Here is a 16817-nt window from a genome sequence, read left to right as displayed (position 1 = left end):
CGCAGCCTAACCCGACGGGGGTCGCCGCGGGGCCGGCCGGGCGCGGCGATTTCGGGGCACCCGGGCGCGGGGAGGCGGTTTCGCGGCCGGGGCCGGTTTCGCCTCGGCCGAGGGGCGGCCCTCTGCTAGATTTGAGATTGGTCTAAACCACATGGTCCCGGCGCCCCGGGGCCCGTCCCAGTCGAGTCCACCGGAAGATCGGCAGGCCCATCGTGGAAGTTGTCATCGTTGCGGACGCCAAGGCGGGAGGCGAGCTCGTCGCCGAGGCCATGGCGCGGCTGCTGCGGCGCAAGCCCGACGCCCTGCTCGGCGTGGCGACCGGTTCCACGCCGCTGCCCGTCTACGAGGCGCTGGCGGCGAAGGTCCGCGCCGGCGCCGTGGACACCTCCCGTGCGCGGGTGGCGCAGCTCGACGAGTACGTGGGGCTCCCCGCCGACCACCCGGAGTCCTACCGGTCGGTGCTCCGGCGCGAGGTCCTCGAGCCGCTCGGCATCCCGGTGGACGCCTTCCTGGGCCCCGACGGCACGGCCGAGGACGTGCAGGCCGCGTGCGAGCGCTACGACCGTGAGCTGGCCGAGGCCGGCGGCGTGGACCTCCAGCTGCTCGGCATCGGCACCGACGGGCACATCGGCTTCAACGAGCCGTGCTCCTCGCTCGCCTCGCGCACCCGGATCAAGACGCTGACCGAGCAGACCCGGGTGGACAACGCCCGCTTCTTCGACGGCGACATCGGCCAGGTGCCGCACCACGTCATCACCCAGGGCATCGGCACCATCCTGGAGGCCCGGCACCTGGTGCTGCTGGCCACCGGCGAGGGCAAGGCGGAGGCGGTCGCCGCCACCGTCGAGGGCCCGGTCGCCGCGGTGTGCCCGGCGTCCGCGCTCCAGCTGCACCCGCACGCCACCGTGGTGGTCGACGAGACCGCCGCCTCCGAGCTGAAGCTCGCCGACTACTTCCGGCACACCTACGCCAACAAGCCGGAGTGGCAGGGGCTCTGACCCCCGCCCGTGGTCTGGACCACCACTGGTCACAGGGGTATACAAAAGGGATCACGGAGCGTGCGGAGGGCCCGCCCCCGCCCGGAGCCGTGCCACGATGTCAGCCGCGGCCGACGGTCTGTCGGCCGCATCGGCAGCCGGAGCCGGGAAGGCGAAGCATGAGCACCGACGTCAGCAGTACGGAGAACGAGGGTGGGACCGCGGTCCGTACGGCACGCGTGCCCAAGTACTACCGGCTGAAGAAGCACCTGCTCGACATGACCGAGACCGCGCCTCCCGGCACGCCGGTCCCGCCCGAGCGCACGCTGGCGGCCGAGTTCGACACCTCGCGCACCACCGTGCGCCAGGCGCTCCAGGAGCTGGTGGTCGAGGGCCGTCTGGAGCGGATCCAGGGCAAGGGCACGTTCGTCGCCAAGCCCAAGGTGTCCCAGGCGCTCCAGCTCACCTCGTACACGGAGGACATGCGCGCGCAGGGCCTCGAGCCGACCTCGCAGCTGCTGGACCTCGGGTACATCACGGCCGACGACCGGCTCGCCGGCCTGCTCGACATCACCGCGGGCGGGCGTGTGCTGCGCATCGAGCGGCTGCGCATGGCCAACGGCGAGCCGATGGCCATCGAGACCACCCACCTCAGCGCCAAGCGCTTCCCGGCCCTGCGCCGCAGCCTGACCAAGTACACCTCCCTCTACACCGCCCTCGCCGAGGTGTACGACGTCCATCTGGCGGAGGCGGAGGAGACCATCGAGACGTCCCTGGCCACGCCGCGTGAGGCGGGCCTGCTGGGCACCGACGTCGGCCTGCCGATGCTGATGCTGTCCCGGCACTCGCTCGACCGGGACGGGCAGCCGGTGGAGTGGGTGCGGTCGGTGTACCGGGGCGACCGGTACAAGTTCGTCGCCCGCCTCAAGCGCCCCCAGGACTGAGCCAAGCGGGGGCCCGCCGGGCGCCGGCCACCCGGCCGCAAATCCCGGCATACCGGGTGGTTGACAGGATTTTCGTTGCTGTTGCCTCTCGGTTGCGCTGCTGCTGCATACCGCCCCTCTCACGGGGGGTTACGACGCCCCCGCGCCCTCACCTACATTGCCGCGAGCCAACGTCGGCGATCAGTGAGGGGACGGGAGCCGTCTGATGTCGCAAACCCCGCAAACAACTCCAGGGCCGGTGGTGACGCCTGTGCGCGTCGTCATCGGCCTCTGCCTGCTCGCACCATTCGTCGCCATGCTGTGGGTCGGGTCCTACGCCAAGACCGACCCGGTGCTGATCGGCATCCCCTTCTTCTACTGGTACCAGATGCTGTGGGTGCTGATCTCGACCGTCCTGACGATGGTCGCGTACAAGCTCTGGCAGCGTGACCAGCGCGCCCGCGCGGACCGGAAGGGCGGTGCGGAGCAGTGAACGACGGCGTGAACGGCGTGGCACTCGCCGTCTTCATCTTCTTCTTCCTGCTCGTCACCGTGATGGGCTTCCTGGCCGCGCGCTGGCGCAGGGCCGCGAACGAGCACACCCTCGACGAGTGGGGCCTGGGCGGGCGCTCGTTCGGCACCTGGGTCACCTGGTTCCTGCTGGGCGGCGACCTGTACACCGCGTACACCTTCGTGGCCGTCCCGGCGGCGATCTACGCGGCGGGCGCGGCCGGCTTCTTCGCGGTGCCGTACACGATCCTGGTGTACCCGCTGATCTTCACCTTCCTGCCCCGGCTGTGGTCGGTGTCGCACAAGCACGGCTATGTGACGACCTCCGACTTCGTGCGCGGGCGGTTCGGCTCGAAGGGTCTTTCGCTGGCCGTCGCGGTCACCGGCATCCTGGCGACGATGCCGTACATCGCGCTCCAGCTGGTCGGCATCCAGGCCGTGCTGGACGTGATGGGCGTCGGCGGCGGCGAGAACACCAACTGGTTCATCAAGGACCTGCCGCTGCTCATCGCCTTCGGTGTGCTGGCCGCGTACACCTACTCGTCGGGGCTGCGGGCGCCCGCGCTGATCGCGTTCGTCAAGGACACGCTGATCTACATCGTGATCGCGGTGGCGATCATCTACATCCCGATCAAGCTGGGCGGCTTCGACGAGATCTTCGCCAAGGCGACCGAGGCGTACAGCCAGACCAACCCGGCCACGGGCGCGCCGCGCGGCGCTACGGTGCCGGGCGAGGCGGGCCAGTGGACGTACGCCACCCTCGCGCTGGGCTCGGCGCTCGCGCTGTTCATGTACCCGCACTCGATCACCGCGACGCTGTCCTCGCGCAGCCGTGAGGTGATCCGCCGCAACACCACGATCCTGCCGCTGTACTCGCTGATGCTGGGCCTGCTGGCGCTGCTCGGGTTCATGGCGATCGCGGCCGGGGTGAAGGTGCAGAACGGCCAGCTGGCCATCCCGCAGCTGTTCGAGAACATGTTCCCGGACTGGTTCGCCGGTGTGGCCTTCGCGGCCATCGGCATCGGCGCGCTGGTGCCGGCGGCGATCATGTCGATCGCGGCGGCGAACCTGTTCACCCGCAACATCTACAAGGACTTCATCAAGCCGGACGCGACGCCCAAGCAGGAGACCGCCGTCTCCAAGGTCGTGTCCCTGCTGGTGAAGGTGGGCGCGCTGGTCTTCGTGCTGACCATGGACAAGACCGTCGCGATCAACTTCCAGCTGCTGGGCGGCATCTGGATCCTCCAGACCTTCCCGGCGCTGGTGGGCGGCCTGTTCACCCGCTGGTTCCACCGCTGGGCGCTGATCGGCGGCTGGGCGGTCGGCATGATCTACGGCACGGTCGCCGCGTACGGGGTGGCCTCGCCGACGCAGAAGCACTTCGGCGGGTCCTCGGACGAGATCCCGGGCATCGGGGAGATCGGCTACATCGGTCTCACCGCGTTCGTGCTCAACGTGCTGGTCACGGTCGTCCTGACCTTCGTCATGCGGGCGGTCAAGGCGCCGGAGGGCGTCGACGAGACCAAGCCGCAGGACTACACGGCGGACGCCGGCGACCCGGGCGTCCAGGTGGAGCTCCCGCCGGCCACGGCGGGCAGCGCGCACTGACGCCGTCGCGTCCAGGGCAGCGGGCCGCCGGTGGAAAACCGGCGGCCCGCTGTCGTACCCGTACGGCAGACTCCCCTCATGGACATCGTCATCCGGCCGGTGACGGCCGGCGAACACGCGGAACTCGGTGAGATCACCGCCCAGGCCTATCTCGGCGACGGGCTGCTGGACTTCGGGGAGAGCGACAGCTACCTCGGCGAGCTGCGGGACGTGGCGAAGCGGGCGGCGGCGGCCGAGGTGCTGGTCGCCGTGGAGCACGGCGCGCTGCTGGGCGGGGTGACCTTCGTGCCCGGCCCGGGGCCCATGGCCGACATCGCGGAGCCGGGCGAGGCGGAGATACGCATGCTGGCGGTCTCCCGCGACCACCGCGGCCGGGGCGCCGGCGAGGCGCTGGTGCGCGCCTGCGTCGACCGGGCGCGGGCGCTCGGCCGGGAGCGGATGGTGCTGTCCACCCAGCGCACGATGCACGCCGCGCACCGGGTCTACGAGCGGCTGGGCTTCACGCGCGCCCCGGCGCGGGACTGGAATCCGCTGCCGGAGCTGGACGACATCATGCTGGTGGTCTACGAGCTGACGCTCTGACGGCTCCGCGCGGGCCGTCGCCCGGCCCGCGCGACACAACATATGGGTCCGCCAGCCGCACCCGGCACAAGATGTATGCTCGTGCTCGCTGTCGTCGCAGGGGAATCCGGTGCGAATCCGGAACTGTCCCGCAACGGTGTACCCATGCCTGCCCACGGGCGCGCACGGGAGTCAGTCCGAGGACCTGCCGACAGTGCGCCCGGCCCTTCCGGTCCGGGTGCCCTGACGTCCGGGCCTCGCGGAATGGGCCGGTGGACGCGACGCCGCGTGCGTTCGTGTGCTGCCCCCTGCGCTCTTCGAGGCCCCCGTGCCGAGCGAGGGAGAGCCACACGTGACCATCGCGCCAGCCGATCCGGCTTCAGCGACCCGCGTGACCGAGGAGAGCGACGGTCCCGGTGCCGCGCTGCTGCGGACCCTGACCCAGCTGACCGCCGACCTGCCCGACGCCGACCCCGGCCGGGTGGCCGCGGCCGCGCTGCGCGGCCGGTCCGCCGCCGCCGACGAGGCGGAGCTGCGGGAACTGGCCACCGAGGCGGCCGCCGGGCTGATCTCCGAGGACCCCGCCTACTCCCGGCTCGCCGCCCGGCTGCTGACCCTCGCCATCCGCGCCGAGGCCGCCTCGCAGGGCGTCACCTCGTTCACCGGGTCGGTCGCGACCGGGTACCGCGAGGGTCTGATCGCCGACCGCACCGCCGCCTTCGTCCGGCTCCACGCGGCCCGTCTGGACGCGCTGGTCGACACCGGCGCCGACGACCGCTTCGGCTACTTCGGGCTGCGCACCCTGCACAGCCGCTACCTGCTGCGTCACCCGGTCACCCGCAAGGTCGTCGAGACGCCCCAGCACTTCCTGCTGCGGGTCGCCTGCGGGCTCGCCGAGGACGACAGCGAGCGGGCGCTGGAGGAGGTCGCCGCGCTGTACGGGCTGATGAGCCGGCTGGACTACCTGCCCTCCTCCCCCACGCTGTTCAACTCGGGCACCCGCCACCCGCAGATGTCGTCCTGCTACCTCCTGGACTCCCCCGCGGACGAGCTGGACTCCCTCTACCAGCGCTACCACCAGGTCGCCCGCCTGTCGAAGCACGCCGGCGGCATCGGCCTGTCCTTCTCCCGCGTCCGCGCCCGGGGTTCGCTGATCCGCGGCACCAACGGGCACTCCAACGGCATCGTGCCGTTCCTGAAGACGCTGGACGCCTCGGTCGCCGCCGTGAACCAGGGCGGCCGGCGCAAGGGCGCGGCGGCGGTCTACCTGGAGACCTGGCACGCGGACATCGAGGAGTTCCTCGAACTGCGCGACAACACCGGTGAGGACGCCCGCCGTACGCACAACCTGAACCTGGCGCACTGGGTGCCGGACGAGTTCATGCGCCGCGTCGACGCCGACGGGCAGTGGTCGCTGTTCTCCCCGGTGGACGTGCCCGAGCTGGTCGACCTGTGGGGCGAGGAGTTCGACGCGGCCTACCGCGCCGCCGAGGCGAAGGGCCTGGCCCGCAGGACGATCCCGGCGCGCGAGCTGTACGGCCGGATGATGCGCACCCTCGCGCAGACCGGCAACGGCTGGATGACGTTCAAGGACACCGCCAACCGCACCGCCAACCAGACCGCCGAGCCGGGACACGTCGTCCACTCCTCGAACCTGTGCACGGAGATCCTGGAGGTCACCGACGACGGGGAGACGGCGGTCTGCAACCTCGGCTCGGTCAACCTCGCGGCCTTCGCCGGCGGGGACGGCATGGACTGGGAGCGTCTGGACGCGGCGGTCCGCACCGCCGTGACGTTCCTGGACCGGGTGGTCGACATCAACTTCTACCCGACCGAGGAGGCGTCCCGGTCCAACAGCCGCTGGCGTCCGGTGGGTCTGGGCGTGATGGGGCTCCAGGACGTGCTGTTCCGGATGCGGCTGCCCTTCGACTCCCCCGAGGCGAAGGAGCTGTCCACCCGGATCGCCGAGCGGATCATGCTCGCCGCGTACGAGACGTCGGCCGCCCTCGCCGAGCGGCACGGCCCGCTGCCCGCCTGGGAGAAGACCCGCACCGCGCGGGGCGTGCTGCACCCCGACCACTACGGCGTCGAGCTCGCCTGGCCGGAGCGCTGGGCGGCGCTGCGGACCCGGATCGCCGCCACGGGCCTGCGCAACGCGCTGCTGCTGGCGATCGCGCCCACCGCGACCATCGCGTCCATCGCCGGCGTGTACGAGTGCATCGAGCCGCAGGTGTCCAACCTGTTCAAGCGCGAGACGCTGTCCGGGGAGTTCCTCCAGGTCAACTCCTACCTGGTGGAGGACCTCAAGCGGCTCGGCGTGTGGGACGCGCGCACCCGGGAGGCGCTGCGCGAGGCGGGCGGCTCGGTGCAGGACTTCGCCTGGATCCCCGAGGACGTACGGCGGCTGTACCGCACGGCGTGGGAGATCCCGCAGCGCGGTCTGATCGACATGGCCGCCGCCCGCACCCCGTTCCTGGACCAGGCGCAGTCGCTGAACCTGTTCCTGGAGACGCCGACCATCGGCAAGCTCTCCTCGATGTACGCCTACGCCTGGAAGCAGGGGCTGAAGACCACCTACTACCTGCGCTCCCGCCCGGCGACCCGGATCGCCCGCGCGGCCCGCGCCGCCGTCCCCGTCCAGCAGCCGGCCGACCCCGAGGCCGTCGCCTGCTCCCTCGAGAACCCCGAATCCTGCGAGGCCTGCCAGTGACCACCAGCACGACCAAGAACCTGCTCGACCCCGGCTTCGAGCTGACCCTGCGCCCCATGCGCTACCCGGACTTCTACGAGCGCTACCGGGACGCGATCAAGAACACCTGGCACGTCGAGGAGGTGGACCTGCACTCGGACGTCGCCGACCTGGCGAAGCTGACGCCCGAGGAGCAGCATCTGATCGGCCGGCTGGTGGCGTTCTTCGCCACCGGCGACTCGATCGTGGCGAACAACCTGGTGCTGACGCTGTACAAGCACATCAACTCGCCCGAGGCCAGGCTGTACCTGTCGCGGCAGCTGTTCGAGGAGGCCGTGCACGTCCAGTTCTACCTGACCCTGCTGGACACCTATCTGCCCGACCCGGACGACCGGGCGGCGGCCTTCGCGGCCGTGGAGAACATCCCGTCCATCCGGGAGAAGGCCGAGTTCTGCTTCCGGTGGATGGACTCGGTGGAGAAGATCGACCGGCTGGAGTCGAAGGCCGACCGGCGCCGCTTCCTGCTGAACCTGATCTGCTTCGCCGCCTGCATCGAGGGCCTGTTCTTCTACGGCGCGTTCGCCTACGTGTACTGGTTCCGCAGCCGGGGTCTGCTGCACGGCCTGGCGACCGGCACCAACTGGGTGTTCCGCGACGAGACGATGCACATGTCGTTCGCGTTCGACGTGGTGGACACCGTGCGCAAGGAGGAGCCGGAGCTGTTCGACGAGGAGCTCGGGCGGCAGGTCACCGACATGCTGCGCGAGGCGGTCGAGGCGGAGCTGCAGTTCGCGCGTGACCTGTGCGGCGACGGGCTGCCCGGCATGAACACCGCGTCGATGCGGCAGTACCTGGAGTGCGTCGCCGACCAGCGGCTGGTGCGGCTGGGCTTCGCCCCGGTGTACGGCTCGGAGAACCCGTTCTCCTTCATGGAGCTCCAGGGCGTCCAGGAGCTGACCAACTTCTTCGAGCGGCGTCCGTCCGCGTACCAGGTCGCCGTGGAGGGCACGGTCGACCTGGACGAGGACTTCTGAGGCCCGGGCGCCGGGGCCGTCTCACGCCGCCCGTGCGGAATGGCGTGGGGCGGTCCCGTGCGCCGGGCGGGCCGTGGCCGGCGGGTCGGGCGGTTCCGTGACGGGGACCGCCCGGGCCCGCCGGATCTGCTTCTCGATGCGGCGGTCGCGCAGGATGCCGATCACGGCGGGCGCGACCATGAGGACGAACAGGCCGAGAACGGCCACCAGGGAGATCAGGGCTTCTGTCTGCGTCGTGTTCATGGACACCACTGTCGCGCCGGACACTCCTGACCGGGAGTGGCAGGACTGCCGTAGACCCTCGATTTACTGCCAACGGCGAGGCACACTGGTGGCATGCTCCGGAATGTGGCGGCCGTCCTCCTCGACGGCGTGAATCCCTTCGAACTCGGCGTGGTCTGCGAGGTCTTCGGCATCGACCGCAGCGACGACGGGCTGCCGGTCTACGACTTCGCCGTCGCCTCGGCGGAGGGGGCCTCGGTGCGCGCGAGCACCGGCTTTACGCTCCAGGTGGAGCACGGTCTGGAGCGGCTGGAGACGGCCGACCTGATCACCGTGCCCGCCGGCGCCTCCTACGCCTCCCGCGAGTTCCCGCCCGAGCTGCTGGACGCCCTGCGCCGGGCGGTGGACCGGGGCGCGCGGGTGCTGAGCGTGTGCTCGGGGGTGTTCGTGCTGGCCGCGGCCGGGCTGCTGGAGGGGCGGCGGGCCGCGGTGCACTGGAAGCACGCGGAGGAGCTGAGCCGCCGCCATCCGCATCTGACGGTCGAGCCGGACGTGCTGTACGTCGACGAGGACCCGGTGATCACCTCGGCGGGCACCGCCGCGGGCATCGACGCCTGTCTGCACCTGGTGCGCAAGGAGCAGGGCCCGGAGGTGGCCAACCGGATCGCCCGGCGGATGGTGGTGCCGCCGCACCGGGACGGCGGGCAGGCCCAGTACATCGAGCGTCCGCTGCCCGAGCCCGGGGGCGACTCGGTCGCCGGGGTGCTGGTGTGGATGGAGCGGCATCTCGACGAGGAGGTCACCGTCGAGCAGCTCGCGGCCCGCGCCCTGATGTCCCCGCGCACCTTCGCCCGCCGCTTCCAGCAGGAGACCGGCACCACGCCCTACCGCTGGATCCTGAGCCAGCGGGTGCTGCTGGCGCAGCATCTGCTGGAGCGGACGGACGAGACGGTGGACGCGATCGCCGGCCGTACCGGCTTCGGCAACGCGGCCGCGCTGCGCCACCACTTCGTGCGCGCGGTGGGGACCACCCCGCAGTCCTACCGGCGCGCGTTCAGGGGCCCCGAGGCCGCCTGACCGCGCGCCGGGCGGCAGGGCGTCAGTGGGCCAGCGCCCGCAGCATCAGCCGACGGGGCCGCAGCGTGATGCCGATGCGGGGCCGGGCGTCGGAGTGCGGGGCGTGCTCGAAGCGGTACGCGTGCGCGACCACGGCGGTGATGAGCGTGAGCTCCGCCATGGAGAAGTGGTCGCTGGGGCACTTGCGGTTGCCCACGCTGAACGGGCTCATCGCGTACTTGGGCACGTCCTTGGACCGCTCCGGGAGCCAGCGGTCCGGGTCGAAGTCCTCGTTCCGCTCGTAGGACCGCCGGTCGCGCTGGATCGCGTACGGGCTGTAGATGAGGTCCGCGCCCTTCGGAATGCGGTATCCGCCGAGTTCCGTGTCGGCGACCGCGCGGCGGGTCAATATCCATACGGCCGGATACAGCCGCAGGGTCTCCGTGACGACATTCGCGGTGTACGTCAGCTTCCGTACGTCCTCGAATGCGACCGGGCGGTCACCGACCACGGATTCCACCTCGTCGCGGATCTTGTCGCCGAGTTCCGGGTGCTCCGTGAGAACCAGGAGCAGCGACATGATCGTGGATCCGACCGTTTCGGCGCCGGGGGTCAGGATGGCGATGACCTGGTCGTGGATCTCCTGTTCCCCGATGGGGTCGCCATTGTCGTCCTTCGCCTCCAGCAAAGCCGTCAGCAAATCGTCCGGTTTTTGACCGCCTGCCCGTCGGTCGGCGACGATCTCGTCGACCAGGACATGCAAATCGGCCAGTGCGCGGTTGAATTCCCGATTGGCCGGAAGCGGAACCTTGTAGAGCGGTCCGAGCGGCACCACCATGCGCTGGTACATCCCCGCGAACAGGGTGGTGAGGTCCGCGCAGATGCGATCGGCGCGGGCGTCCATGTAGCTGCCGCGCATCAGGCAGCGGGCGGCGACCCGCACGGCCACGCGGAACGACTCGTACGTGATGTCCAGCACCCCGCCCGCGGCGCGCCAGCGCTCCACCAGCGCGTAGGCCTCCTCGGCCATGACCGGGCCGTAGGCGGGGATCGCGTCCAGCCGGAACGCCGGCTGGATGGTGCGCCGCTGGCGGCGGTGCAGCTTGCCGTTGGCGGTGGCCACGCCCTCCTTGCCGAGGAGGCTCTCCAGCGACTCCCACAGGGGCCCGGCGATGATGTAGTCCGGGCTGAGCGCCACCGCGCCGGTGAGGGCGGGGGTGGTGACGGCGTAGACGGTCTTGGGGCCCAGCTTCAGGCGTACCACGTCGCCGTGGTCGCGCAGCTGGGACAGGAAGGCCAGCGGATCGCGCACCAGGCGCCAGCCGTGGCCGAGGAGCGGGACGGCGCCGCCCGCCACGGGCGGATCGGCGGACGCGGTGGTGTCCTTCGGGCGTACGGACTCGACGGTCATTGCTCACCTTCCGTTGCGTTGTTGACGTACGGGGGAGTGGACCGGTCGTCCCAGCTGTCGACCCGGTACCGGCCGGACTCGTGGTGGAACCAGTAGACGGAACTGAACCAGTTCCGCATGTTGCCGACGCAGGCGCGCACGGCTGTGCTCGTCTCCTTTCCGCCCACCGTTCCGTCGTCGAGCCGGTCGGCGAACCGTAAGGCCTCCTGTTCCGCGTCCAGGAATTCACTGATGCATTCCTCCACGCGGCGCCGCACCTCGGTTATCGCCTCTTCGAGGGTCATGTTCTCGTGGGTGACGAGACTGATGCCGAGATTGTGCACCTCGTTCCCCGCGATTTCCTTGGGCAGCGAGCAGAGGTCGTTGTACCAGGCGGCGAATTCCTGGCTGAGCAGCGCCGGTTTCCGATAGGCCGGGTTCTTCCGTACCGCGTCCGGGAGTTCGTGTCCCGCGCTCGGTTCCAGAAGGTCGGTCCAGATCCAGTGCGCGAACGTCAGGCGGCGCAGTTCGAGGTATTCCTCGACGGTCGGGACGATGCCTTCGGTGCGGTTGCGGAACTCCCGGTCGTACGCCTCGATCACGGTGTGGAAATGGCGCGCGAACCGCGCGTTCCAGGTGTCCGGAAGGAACGCGTAGAGCCGCCGGACGCTGTCGGCGAGGCCCGCGACCACGGGGTCCTGGTGACCGAGGTGGTCACCGGGGCGGTCGAGGGCGCTGTGCAGCAGGTCCTTCAGCCGCCGCCAGGCGGCGGGACGGCCGTGGACGATGTCGCGGTCGTGACGGTCGTCCCAGACGAAGAACCAGGCGCTGTAGTCCGCTATCGCCTGGAGGACCTCGTCGGGGGCGCCTATGTAGTAGCCCGCCATGAGGTCCGTGTAGCACAGGCCGTCGGCATATGACTCCACCTTCTCCGGCGTCATGAGCCGCTTTTCGAGCAGCCATGCCCGGGTCTGACTCTGGAGCTGCGGCCAATACGGGTGGAGTTGCCGGGGAAACGCCGCCTCGATCACCGGGAGAGACAGCGCCGGTGGAACTGCGATGGTGGTCGGTGTCGATGTGGAGCCGTGTGACAAAGCATGCACGAACATTCCCCTCTCAGCCGCCAGTTGAGCGCCCGTCCCCCGAGCCGGGCGTACGCCGTGCGTATCCCCGCACCTCCATTCAGCACCACAAGTGACCGTTCTGGGAACGGATTTGCTCCTTTCACTACCTCTGGATGCGCACAGACGAACGGCGCCCGTCCGGGATGTGCCGGATCGGGCGCCGTGTGCGCGATGTGAAGGAAGCCGTGCAGGCGGTCAGTCGTTGGCGACGACGGGGTACCGCGGCTCGTTCTCGGCCATCTGCTGGAGCGCGGCCTTACGCTCCCGCTTCGACAGACGGTCGATGTACAGGTAGCCGTACAGGTGGTCCGTCTCGTGCTGGAGGCAGCGCGCGAAGTAGCCCGTTCCGCGTACCCGGACCGGGTTGCCCTTCTCGTCCTGACCGGTCACCTCGGCGTAGTCGGGCCGGGCCAGCGACGCGTACGCCGTGGGCACGGACAGGCAGCCCTCGCTGCTGTCGTCCAGCCGGCGCAGCTCGGCGGGCAGTTCGACCAGCTTGGGGTTGCAGACCACGCCGACGTGACGCACGCCCTCGTCGTCCGGGCAGTCGTACACGAAGACCTTGAGGTCGACACCGATCTGGTTGGCGGCCAGGCCCACGCCCTCGGCGGTGCGCTGGCTGGCGAACATGTCGGCGACCAGCTGCTGGAACTCCTCGCCGAAGTCCGTGACGTCCTTGCACTCCTTGTGCAGCACCGGGTTGCCGACCACGGTGATCGGGCGCGAGGTGCCGCGCTCCCGCCACGCCGCCTCGCGCTCCTCGCAGTCCTCCGTGTCGATGACGTAGCCCTCGTCGTCGACGGGGAGCACGCCCGCGTTCTGCTGATCGGTGTCCTGCTGAGCCATGACCGACGTGTGCCTTCCTGAGAAAACCGGAGGTGGTGTGACAAGGGTAAGCCGCAGCGCCCCGTAAGGGGCGCGGGACAGTTTCGATGTGCGGCCCTAACAGACCTCTTCGAGATCCCGCCAGTCCCGAGACTCGGGACTGTCCGCGACCCACCCGTCCAACAACCCCCGAACCAGGGAGGCCGGGGCAGCGATGCCACACTCCCGCTCCGGCACCCACAACTGCCCGTCCGTCCGGTGCCCCAACGGCCCGGGATGCCCCGGCTCACTGTGATCGTGAGGATCGAGATGCTCACCGTCACCCTCGTCGGACGGCATCCGCGACTCCGAGCACATGCGGCACAGCAGCCGCACCGACGACGACCAGTCCTCGGCCGCGAACCCGGCGTCGGAGGCGAGCTGTTCCAGCGCGTCCCGGTCGGCCTCGGACGCGGCCTCGAGCAGCACCACCCAGGTCGGCACCGGCGAAGGCGCCCACAACTCGATCTCGTCGAACACCGGGTAGGTGTGCCCGGCGGCGGTGCTCCGCTCGCCGTGCGGCACCCCGTCGTGCAGGACGACCTCGCCCCAGCGGCGCCCGGAGGACGGCAGGGGGATGGACAGCACCTCGATGCGGGCGGGGTCGAGCCGCCGCCCCCACACCACTTCGGCCTCCCCTTCCGGGGACAGCCGTACGGCCGCGCTGCCCAGGTCCATGCCGAGGGGCTCGCCCGAGTCGGTCGCGGAGCCGGGCACCTTGAGCCCGTACGCCTGCCAGGCGCGGCGGGCCAGCGGCCAGTCCTGGAGGGCGGTCGCGGCGATGCCCACGTTCCACCAGTCCGGCGCCCCGGTGTCGCGGTCGAGCAGGGCGACGGCGCGCAGCCCGGCCGCGCGCGCCTGCTCCCAGTCGTGCCGGAACTTGTGCAGCAGCGCGAGGTTGAACCAGGACTCCGACAGCCAGGGCTCCAGGTCGGCGGCCCGGGTCAGCAGCGCGCCCGCGTCCTCGTACCGGCCGTCGCCGATGAGCGTGAACGCGCGGTCCGTGGCCTGCCGCCAGGAGGCGGAGGGCCGGTGACGTCCCTTGCCGAAGATCCTCACGATTCCCGCCTGCCAGTTCCGTTCGGTGGGCCGGCCGCAGCGATCGGCGCCCCCGGACACCCTCTCCTTCGCATCCAACCACGTACGGCCGCGAGGGCGCTCATTACCCATGGGTTACCCAGCACGGCCGGGAACCAGACCGCCGGGTCCGTCCTCTCACCACGACCGGTCCACCTGCTCACGTGTCCCCTCCGTGTCCCGGGACAGAACCCTGGCCAGGGCCTCGACGACCTCCGGCGCGTACTCCCCGGCGGCCTCGAGCCGCAGTTCCTCCAGCGCGGTCAGCGGCCCCCCGGGCCCTCCTTCCCTGCACTTCTCGTCGTACGCGTTCACCACCCGGACGATCCGGGCGGCCGGCGGCTGCTCCGCGTGCGGGTCGGCCTGGCGTTCGACGATCCCCGCGACCCGGGGGTCCACCCCGGTCTGCCGCACCACCGCGCCGCCCAGGAGCGCGATCCGGCGCTGCTCGGCGGGCGGCAGCCCGGCGGTGGCGCCCTCGGGCACCGGGTCGACGAGGCTGAGCTGCCCGATGTCGTGCATCAGCGCCGCGTACTCCAGCACGGTCAGCTCCGGCTCGGTCAGCCCGAGGTCCCGGCCCACCCCCTGGCTGAGCGCGGCGACCCGGCGCGAGTGCCCGTGCGGGGTGTACCCGGCGATCTCGGTGGCCCGCGCCAGGGACGCGATGGTCTGCCGGTAGGTCGCGCGCACCGCCGTGTACCTGCGGTGGGACAGCTGCGCGAGCAGCAGCGGCACGGAGAACACGGGCAGCGCCCACAGCCCCACGACGGCCGCGCCCAGCGCCATCACCGCACCGGTGGCCACGACGGCGGCGCCGATGCCGGGCACCGCCCGCAGTTCGTCGCGCAGCAGCGGCGGGAAGGGCCAGCCGGTGCGGGAGTGGGCCAGCGCGGCGGCGAGCACGGCGTCGCACAGCGCGGTCAGGGTCAGCAGGACGAGCAGCAGCAGCGCGTGTCCGGGCCCGTCGAGGCCGTCGAACGCGCCCCGGGCGTGCAGCGGGTGGAAGCACACGGCGACGAAGCCGACGGTCAGCACCCGGCGGGTCACCGGGTCCAGGGCGGGCCCGTCACCGCGTCCGACGTGCGGGACGCTGCCCAGCAGCGACGCGGCGAGCACCACGGTGACGACCTGGGCGGCGCCGTGCTGGGCGGGGCGCCCCGCGACCTCGCCGAGCAGCGCGTACGCCAGCGCGCCGGCCGCGGCGAGCGGCGCGGGCTCCCGGATCCCCCGGCCGCCGCGCCGGGTCAGCTCGCCGACCGCGACGAGCGTGCCGAAGGCCAGGGCGGTGGAGCGGTCCTCGACGCCGTGGTACAGCGTGGTGCCCAGCGACCCGGCGGCGAGGGCGGCGGCGCACAGGTGCACGACGGTGTGCAGCCGGGGCCTCACCGGCGCGCCCCGGGACGGCCGGTGACGGGCTCGGCGGGACCGGGGACGGGCGTCCGCGGGGGCTCGTCGGCGGTCACCGCCGGGTGCCAGCCGGTGCGGCCGATCGCGCGGACCAGCGCCTTCACCATCCGCGGGTCGAAGTGCGTCCCCGCGCACCGCTCCAGCTCCTCCAGCGCCACGGGCACCGGGCGCGCCCTGCTGTAGCTGCGGGTGGACGTCATCGCGTCGAAGGCGTCGGCGACCGCGACCACCCGTGCGGACTCCGGGATCTGACCGCCCGCCAGCCCGTAGGGGTAGCCCTTGCCGTCGAGCCGCTCGTGGTGGTGCAGCACGGCCGCGCGGGCCTCGCCGAGGAAGGAGATGCCGCGCACCATCTCGTGCCCGTACTCGGGATGCAGTTCGATGACGCGCCGCTCCTCGGGGGTGAGCGGGCCGTTCTTGGTGAGCAGCCGGGTGGGCACGCCGAGCTTGCCGACGTCGTGCAGGATGCCCGCGAACCGCAGCATCTCGACCCGCTCGTCGTCCATGCCGAGTTCGCGCGCGATCAGCATGGACGCCCGGCCGACGCGCTCGCTGTGCCCGCGCGTGTAGCCGTCCTTGATGTCGACGGCCTGCACCAGCGCGCGGATCGTGGCCTGGTGGGCGGCGCGCTCGCGGTGGTACTGGGCGAACGCCCACCACGAGACGCCCATCGGCAGCAGCACCAGCAGCGCCGCGACCGGGCCGTACGGACTGCGCCAGAGCAGGGCCATCATCAGTCCGGCCAGGCCGTGCACGGTGAGCGGCGCCAGGGAGCCGAGGAACAGCCGCCACCAGGCGGCCACGGGACGGCCGCGCGGCAGCCCGCCGGGCGAGGGCGCGAGGACGCCGCCGTCGAGCAGGGTGAGGACGAGGCAGAACGCGAGCACCGCGGCGCCCGCCGTGGCGAGGGCGCCGGGCATGTCGCAGCGCGCCACCGCGTCCCGGCCCCCGGTCTTCAGGTGGATCAGGCTCGCGGCCCACACGGCGACGACGAGCCGCCCGGTGCGCCACAGCCTGCGCGCCAGACGGGGGCCGTGTTCGACGGGGAGCAGCAGCGCCCCGGGCAGCGCGACGAGGGCGGCGGCGGTGGGCGGGAGCAGGAAGGCCCCGGCGAGCAGCACGGGGTGGAAGGTGCCGCCGGGGTGCGGGCCGGCGGCGAGGCGGGAGCGGGCGAGGCGCTCGCAGCCCGCGTACACGGCGGCGAGCAGGACCACCGGCCACCAGGGGACGCGCGGGTCCGGCAGGGACGCGAGCACCCCCGGCCGGGGAACGCCCGGCAGGGGGAGCAGACAGCACAGTCCGAGCAGGGTGACGCCGACGAGATACACCCGGGCCCGCGCCGGTAACGCCTCCATGAGCCCCTCCCCCGACCGTG

Annotated in this window: 15 protein-coding genes and 1 riboswitch; of the genes, 8 read left to right on the top strand and 7 right to left on the bottom strand. The window is 71.6% G+C overall.

Features of this window, described 5'->3' with window-relative positions:
• Positions 1-212 precede the first annotated feature (212 nt).
• From nagB to ACFOSY_RS03890, 7 genes are all read left to right on the top strand, one after another.
• The gene (nagB, locus tag ACFOSY_RS03920) at positions 213-998 is read left to right on the top strand and encodes a glucosamine-6-phosphate deaminase (protein WP_394305282.1); all 786 of its coding nucleotides are present in this window, start codon (positions 213-215) and stop codon (positions 996-998) included.
• Between the two features lie 158 nt (positions 999-1156).
• On the top strand, positions 1157-1921 hold the full coding sequence (locus ACFOSY_RS03915; RefSeq protein WP_031020506.1) for a GntR family transcriptional regulator: 765 nt from the start codon (positions 1157-1159) through the stop codon (positions 1919-1921).
• A gap of 205 nt (positions 1922-2126) precedes the next feature.
• The gene (locus tag ACFOSY_RS03910) at positions 2127-2393 is read left to right on the top strand and encodes a DUF3311 domain-containing protein (RefSeq protein ID WP_394305281.1); all 267 of its coding nucleotides are present in this window, start codon (positions 2127-2129) and stop codon (positions 2391-2393) included.
• Positions 2390-4018 (top strand): monocarboxylate uptake permease MctP, encoded by a 1629-nt coding sequence (gene mctP / locus ACFOSY_RS03905; protein WP_394305280.1) that lies wholly within the window; start codon positions 2390-2392, stop codon positions 4016-4018. Before ACFOSY_RS03910 ends, mctP begins: the two co-directional genes overlap by 4 nt.
• Positions 4019-4096: 78 nt before the next feature.
• Complete coding sequence (locus ACFOSY_RS03900; protein ID WP_394305279.1) at positions 4097-4600, top strand: GNAT family N-acetyltransferase; 504 nt, start codon at positions 4097-4099, stop codon at positions 4598-4600.
• Positions 4601-4675: 75 nt separating this feature from the next.
• Positions 4676-4806: riboswitch (cobalamin riboswitch) on the top strand.
• A 125-nt stretch (positions 4807-4931) separates the two neighbouring features.
• A complete protein-coding gene (locus tag ACFOSY_RS03895) occupies positions 4932-7289 on the top strand; it encodes a ribonucleoside-diphosphate reductase subunit alpha (RefSeq protein ID WP_394305278.1) in 2358 nt (785 codons plus the stop codon).
• 56 nt (positions 7290-7345) lie between these two features.
• A complete protein-coding gene (locus ACFOSY_RS03890; RefSeq protein WP_231627894.1) occupies positions 7346-8302 on the top strand; it encodes a ribonucleotide-diphosphate reductase subunit beta in 957 nt (318 codons plus the stop codon).
• A gap of 21 nt (positions 8303-8323) precedes the next feature.
• Here ACFOSY_RS03890 and ACFOSY_RS03885 read toward each other — a convergent pair whose 3' ends face one another.
• A complete protein-coding gene (locus tag ACFOSY_RS03885; protein ID WP_394305277.1) occupies positions 8324-8545 on the bottom strand; it encodes a hypothetical protein in 222 nt (73 codons plus the stop codon).
• 93 nt (positions 8546-8638) lie between these two features.
• Between ACFOSY_RS03885 and ACFOSY_RS03880 the strand changes: the two genes are divergently transcribed.
• On the top strand, positions 8639-9601 hold the full coding sequence (locus ACFOSY_RS03880; protein WP_394305276.1) for a GlxA family transcriptional regulator: 963 nt from the start codon (positions 8639-8641) through the stop codon (positions 9599-9601).
• A gap of 22 nt (positions 9602-9623) precedes the next feature.
• Here ACFOSY_RS03880 and ACFOSY_RS03875 read toward each other — a convergent pair whose 3' ends face one another.
• The 6 genes from ACFOSY_RS03875 to ACFOSY_RS03850 all read right to left on the bottom strand — a co-directional run bounded on the left by ACFOSY_RS03875 (position 9624) and on the right by ACFOSY_RS03850 (position 16797).
• Entirely contained in the window at positions 9624-10991 is a 1368-nt protein-coding gene (locus tag ACFOSY_RS03875) for a bifunctional albaflavenone monooxygenase/terpene synthase (RefSeq protein ID WP_394305275.1), read from the bottom strand.
• Complete coding sequence (cyc1, locus tag ACFOSY_RS03870) at positions 10988-12073, bottom strand: epi-isozizaene synthase (protein ID WP_394305274.1); 1086 nt, start codon at positions 12071-12073, stop codon at positions 10988-10990. The genes ACFOSY_RS03875 and cyc1 overlap by 4 nt, the downstream gene beginning before the upstream one ends.
• Before the next feature lie 216 nt (positions 12074-12289).
• Positions 12290-12940, bottom strand: coding sequence for a peptide deformylase (def, locus tag ACFOSY_RS03865; RefSeq protein ID WP_394305273.1), 651 nt, complete (start codon positions 12938-12940; stop codon positions 12290-12292).
• Positions 12941-13036: 96 nt separating this feature from the next.
• Positions 13037-14017 carry a tetratricopeptide repeat protein gene (locus ACFOSY_RS03860; RefSeq protein WP_394305272.1) on the bottom strand — a complete coding sequence of 327 codons (981 nt, stop codon included), beginning with the start codon at positions 14015-14017 and terminating at the stop codon, positions 13037-13039.
• A 156-nt stretch (positions 14018-14173) separates the two neighbouring features.
• Positions 14174-15421, bottom strand: a complete 1248-nt coding sequence (locus ACFOSY_RS03855; RefSeq protein ID WP_394305271.1) for an HD-GYP domain-containing protein — start codon at positions 15419-15421, stop codon at positions 14174-14176.
• Positions 15418-16797, bottom strand: a complete 1380-nt coding sequence (locus ACFOSY_RS03850) for an HD-GYP domain-containing protein (RefSeq protein WP_394305270.1) — start codon at positions 16795-16797, stop codon at positions 15418-15420. The genes ACFOSY_RS03855 and ACFOSY_RS03850 overlap by 4 nt, the downstream gene beginning before the upstream one ends.
• Between the last annotated feature and the right edge of the window lie 20 nt (positions 16798-16817).

Origin of the sequence: Streptomyces lusitanus, assembly GCF_042647945.1 — a bacterium.
GTDB classification, from domain to species: Bacteria; Actinomycetota; Actinomycetes; order Streptomycetales; family Streptomycetaceae; genus Streptomyces; species Streptomyces pseudogriseolus.
Note: the sequence above shows the minus strand (reverse complement) of the source record. Positions and strands in the feature narration are given on the sequence as shown.

Excerpts from the sequence above, each read along its gene's own strand:
- ACFOSY_RS03915 (WP_031020506.1), top strand. The coding sequence starts at position 1,157 with ATGAGCACCGACGTCAGCAGTACGGAGAACGAGGGTGGGACCGCGGTC.
- ACFOSY_RS03910 (WP_394305281.1), top strand. The coding sequence starts at position 2,127 with ATGTCGCAAACCCCGCAAACAACTCCAGGGCCGGTGGTGACGCCTGTG.
- ACFOSY_RS03900 (WP_394305279.1), top strand. The coding sequence starts at position 4,097 with ATGGACATCGTCATCCGGCCGGTGACGGCCGGCGAACACGCGGAACTC.
- ACFOSY_RS03890 (WP_231627894.1), top strand. The coding sequence starts at position 7,346 with ATGCGCTACCCGGACTTCTACGAGCGCTACCGGGACGCGATCAAGAAC.
- ACFOSY_RS03885 (WP_394305277.1), bottom strand. The coding sequence starts at position 8,545 with ATGAACACGACGCAGACAGAAGCCCTGATCTCCCTGGTGGCCGTTCTC.
- ACFOSY_RS03880 (WP_394305276.1), top strand. The coding sequence starts at position 8,639 with ATGCTCCGGAATGTGGCGGCCGTCCTCCTCGACGGCGTGAATCCCTTC.
- ACFOSY_RS03875 (WP_394305275.1), bottom strand. The coding sequence starts at position 10,991 with ATGACCGTCGAGTCCGTACGCCCGAAGGACACCACCGCGTCCGCCGAT.
- def (WP_394305273.1), bottom strand. The coding sequence starts at position 12,940 with ATGGCTCAGCAGGACACCGATCAGCAGAACGCGGGCGTGCTCCCCGTC.
- ACFOSY_RS03850 (WP_394305270.1), bottom strand. The coding sequence starts at position 16,797 with ATGGAGGCGTTACCGGCGCGGGCCCGGGTGTATCTCGTCGGCGTCACC.